Consider the following 3,771-nt stretch of genomic DNA (forward strand, 5'->3'; position numbering starts at 1 on the left):
GCACCGCCACCGGGCGGGCGTGGTGGCGGCGCAGCTCGGCCACCAGGGCGACAAAATCGATGGGCTGGGGGTCATGCTGCACGGCCGACAGGTCGATCGCCACCGGCTCCCCGTCGAAGAACCCAGGTTCGCCCTCCAGGCGCGACGCCAGTTCCGCAGCCAGCTGCCCGGCGTCGGTGGTCTTCAGGACCACGGCCACCACGGGCAACTGGGCGCTCTTCAGGTCAATGCTGCTGCGGGTGGGGCCCGCCTGGCCGTCGGACATGGATGGTGAAGGCGCCGCGCGGGCGCCGCTGCTCGATCGAAGCCGCAAAGTGTACCCGCGCGCCCTCGCACCGGCCGGCCCTCGGGCGCGCGGCGCCCCAGCGTTTCTCCAGGTTACAGCTTCGGGATGCGGATGCGGCTGATCATGAGCGAGCCCGACAGCGCGAACAGCAGCACCAGCGGGTGCAGCGTGAAGCCGGCGATCTGCACGCTGCCCAGCCACAGCGCGTCGCCCAGCGCGCCGCGCGCCGCCGCCAGCGACAGCAGCCCCACCAGCACGATGGAGGTGGGGATGGGCGTGCCCTCGAAGTGGCTGACCTTGCCGCCCGTGCCGCCCGACAGGGCCTCGGCCGTGACGTTGTAGCGCGCCAGCCGCGAGACGCCGCAGGCGACGAAATAGGCCAGCACGATGCGGTCGTACAGCCCCTGCATGCCGCAGGCGTAGGCCAGCACCGCCGGCGCCACGCCGAACGAGATCACGTCGGCCAGCGAATCGAGCTCGCGCCCGAGCTCCGAGGACTTGCGCCGCCAGCGCGCCACGCGCCCGTCGAGCACGTCGAAGACCAGCGCCGCCAGCACCAGCGCCGCCGCCAGGTGCACGTGCCAGGCCTCGCCGGTTTCCAGGAAGCTCATGGCGGCGAACAGCGCGCCCACGCCGCTGACGGCATTGGCCAGCGTGAACCAGTCCGCGAGCTGGAACTCGCGGATCATGGAGAAACGCTTGGGCTTCGGGGTCGGGGTGGATGCCGGCATGGGCGCATTGTGGAGCGCGCCGCCACCCGGCCGTGTCGGACGCCGGAGCGTTCGCGCCCCGGCCCGGCGCCCGGCCCTTTCAGCCCCGCGCGCGCCGCGCCGCGTAGTCCACGTACCAGTCCAGGCACTCCGGGTTGGCCATGGCGTCGCGGTTCACCACCTTCTCCAGCGGCTGGCCCAGCAGCAGCTTCTTGATCGGCAGCTCCTGCTTCTTGCCGCTGAGCGTGCGCGGCACCTGCGCCACCTGCACGATCTCGTCGGGCAGAAAGCGCGGACTCAGGGACTGGCGGATCGCCGCGCGGATGCGCTCCGTGAGTGCCGCGTCGAGTTGGTGGCCCTCGCGCAGCACGACGAACAGCGGCATGAAGCTCTCGCGGCCGAGGTATTCCAGGTCCACCACCAGGCTGTCGAGCACCTCGGGCTGCGCCTCCACGGCGCTGTAGATCTCGCTCGTGCCCATGCGCAGGCCGTGGCGGTTGATGGTCGCGTCGCTGCGCCCGTAGATGACGCAGCCCGGGTGCGCGGCCGAGCCGATCTCGATCCAGTCGCCGTGGCGCCAGACGCTGCCGGCCTCGGGGCCGAGGTCGCCGCCGCCGGGCCGCCGGCCGTGGCCGGGCGGGAACATCTCGAAGTAGCTGGCGTGGTAGCGCGCGCCGTCCTCGTCGCCCCACAGGAACAGCGGCATGGAGGGGATCGGCTGCGTGCACACCAGCTCGCCCACCGCGTCGAGAACCGGGCGCCCGCTGTCGTCCCAGGCTTCCACCGCCGCGCCCAGCATGCGGCACTGCAGCCGCCCGGGCGTTTGCGGCAGTTCGCGGTTGCCGCCGATGAAGGCCCCGGCAAAGTCCGTGCCGCCGGAGATGTTGCACCACCACACTTCCGGAACCCCCGCCTCGGCCAGGAAGCGGCTGCCCCACTCCTGTACCTCGGCCGACAGTGGCGAGCCGGTGCTGCCCAGCACGCGGATGCGCGACAGGTCGCCGCACTGCGCGGGCGCGATGCCGGCCTTCATGCAGTTGGCGTAGAAGGCGGCGCCGGCGCCGAAGAAGCTCACGCGCTCGCGCGCCGCCATGCGCCACAGCACGGTCCAGTCCGGCTGCTCGCGGCTGCCGCCCGGGCTGCCGTCGAACAGCACGCAGGTCGCGCCCGCCAGCAGCCCGCTGAGCTGCGCATTCCACATGATCCAGCCGGTGGAGCTGTACCAGTGATAACGCTCGCCGAAGCTGTTGGCCGCGTAGCTGCAGCCGATGTCGTTGTGCAGCGCGCCCAGCTGCAGCATGACCAGCACCATGCCGCCGTGGCCGTGCACGATGGGCTTGGGCAGGCCGGTGGTGCCGCTGGAATAGACGATCCACAGCGGGTGGTCGAAGGGCAGCCACAGCGGCTCGAAGGCCGCGACCTCGGCGTCGTCGCGCGCGACGATGTCGTGGTAGCGGGTGGTGCCGGCCACCTGGCGCGCGGCGTCCAGGTTGTTCACGAGGATCACCTGCTGCACGCTCGGCAGCTCGGCGCGCAATTCCTCCAGCACCGCCCCCCGGTCGTGCTCGCGCCCGCCGTGCACCACGCCATCGACCGCCAGCAGCAGTTTCGGGCCGATCTGGCGGAAGCGGTCGAGCACGGCGTGCGTGCCCATGTCCGGCGCGCACACGCTCCAGACCGCGCCGACGCTCGCGCAGGCGAGGAAGGCGACCATGGTCTCGGGGATGTTGGGCAGGTAGGCCACCACCCGGTCGCCGGGCTCGATGCCCGCCGCCTTCAGGTGCAGCGCCAGCGCCGCCACCTGCCGGCGCAGCTCCGGCCAGGACAGTTCGCGGCGCTCGCCGCGCTCGTTGCAGCCAATCAGCGCCGGCTGGCCGGCGGCGTGCGCCGCATCCACGTGGCGCAGCACCTGGCGCGCGTAGTTGGCCTGCGCGCCGGGGAACCAGCGTGCGCCGGGCATGCGATTGGTCGCCAGCACCGCCGTGTGGGGCGTGGGCGAGCGCAGGTCGAAGTAGTCCCAGATGCTCTGCCAGAAGGCATCAAGCTCGGTGGTGGACCAGCGCCACAGGGCGTCGTAGTCGGCAAAGCGCAGGCCGCGCTCGCGTTCGAGCCAGTCCTGGTACAGGCGGATCTGCGGCACGTAGGCCGGGCGTTCCCCGGCGGCGCCGGTGGTGTCAGGGGTGCGGGCGGGTGTCTCCATGGCGTCAGCGTAGCGCGGCCGCAGGCCGTGCGCTGTGCAGTCGGCGACACCGCCGCCGCCCGCGATCAGTCCCGCGGCTGCTCTTCCACGCTGGTGATGGCGTAGCCCTTCTCGCGCAGCTGCCGCCCGGGCTCGGGAATGCCCAGCTCGGCCCATTCGCCCTGGCCCTCGTCCATCTCGACGCCGCGCCGCTCCTGGCTCCAGTCGACGTTGGTGGCCTCCTGCGGGATGGGCTTGCCCTCGGGCACGGCCAGGTAGGAGAAGCGCCCTTCGGCCTCGGGTCTGCGGTAGATGTCCACGCGCATGTCGGAATCCTTTGCTCGGCAGTTGCTGGACTTCCCACTCTAGGCACGTCCTGGCCCGGGCAGCGTAGGAAGAGGCGCCAAGGCGCGCGCGTTGACCCGCCACAAGACAGCGCGCCCCGCGCGGCCCACAATCGGGGCTCCCGCTTCGATTTCTTGGCACCCAGGCACAGGCAGGCACGCACATGGTCAGCAGCACGCGGCACCCCCTCCCCTCCTCCTCCCCGGCGCACGACGCCGATGTGCTCATCGTCGGGGGCGGGCCGGCCGGCC

Annotated in this window: 3 protein-coding genes and 1 pseudogene; all 4 read right to left on the minus strand. The window is 72.2% G+C overall.

Annotated features, from left to right (window positions below; all coding sequences use genetic code 11):
• Positions 1-265 (minus strand): annotated as a pseudogene (locus A612_RS07935) (septum site-determining protein MinC); the annotation flags it as partial.
• Positions 266-378: 113 nt separating this feature from the next.
• Complete coding sequence (gene pssA / locus A612_RS07940; protein ID WP_040436334.1) at positions 379-1,017, minus strand: CDP-diacylglycerol--serine O-phosphatidyltransferase; 639 nt, start codon at positions 1,015-1,017, stop codon at positions 379-381.
• A gap of 79 nt (positions 1,018-1,096) precedes the next feature.
• Positions 1,097-3,196: an acetoacetate--CoA ligase gene (locus tag A612_RS07945; RefSeq protein WP_019373973.1), complete on the minus strand. Its 2,100-nt coding sequence runs from the start codon at positions 3,194-3,196 to the stop codon at positions 1,097-1,099.
• Between the two features lie 65 nt (positions 3,197-3,261).
• The gene (locus tag A612_RS07950; protein ID WP_019373974.1) at positions 3,262-3,501 is read right to left on the minus strand and encodes a DUF6139 family protein; all 240 of its coding nucleotides are present in this window, start codon (positions 3,499-3,501) and stop codon (positions 3,262-3,264) included.
• Positions 3,502-3,771: the final 270 nt, after the last annotated feature.

Origin of the sequence: Melaminivora alkalimesophila (genome assembly GCF_000282995.1) — a bacterium.
In the GTDB taxonomy this organism is placed as follows: domain Bacteria; phylum Pseudomonadota; class Gammaproteobacteria; order Burkholderiales; family Burkholderiaceae_C; genus Melaminivora; species Melaminivora alkalimesophila.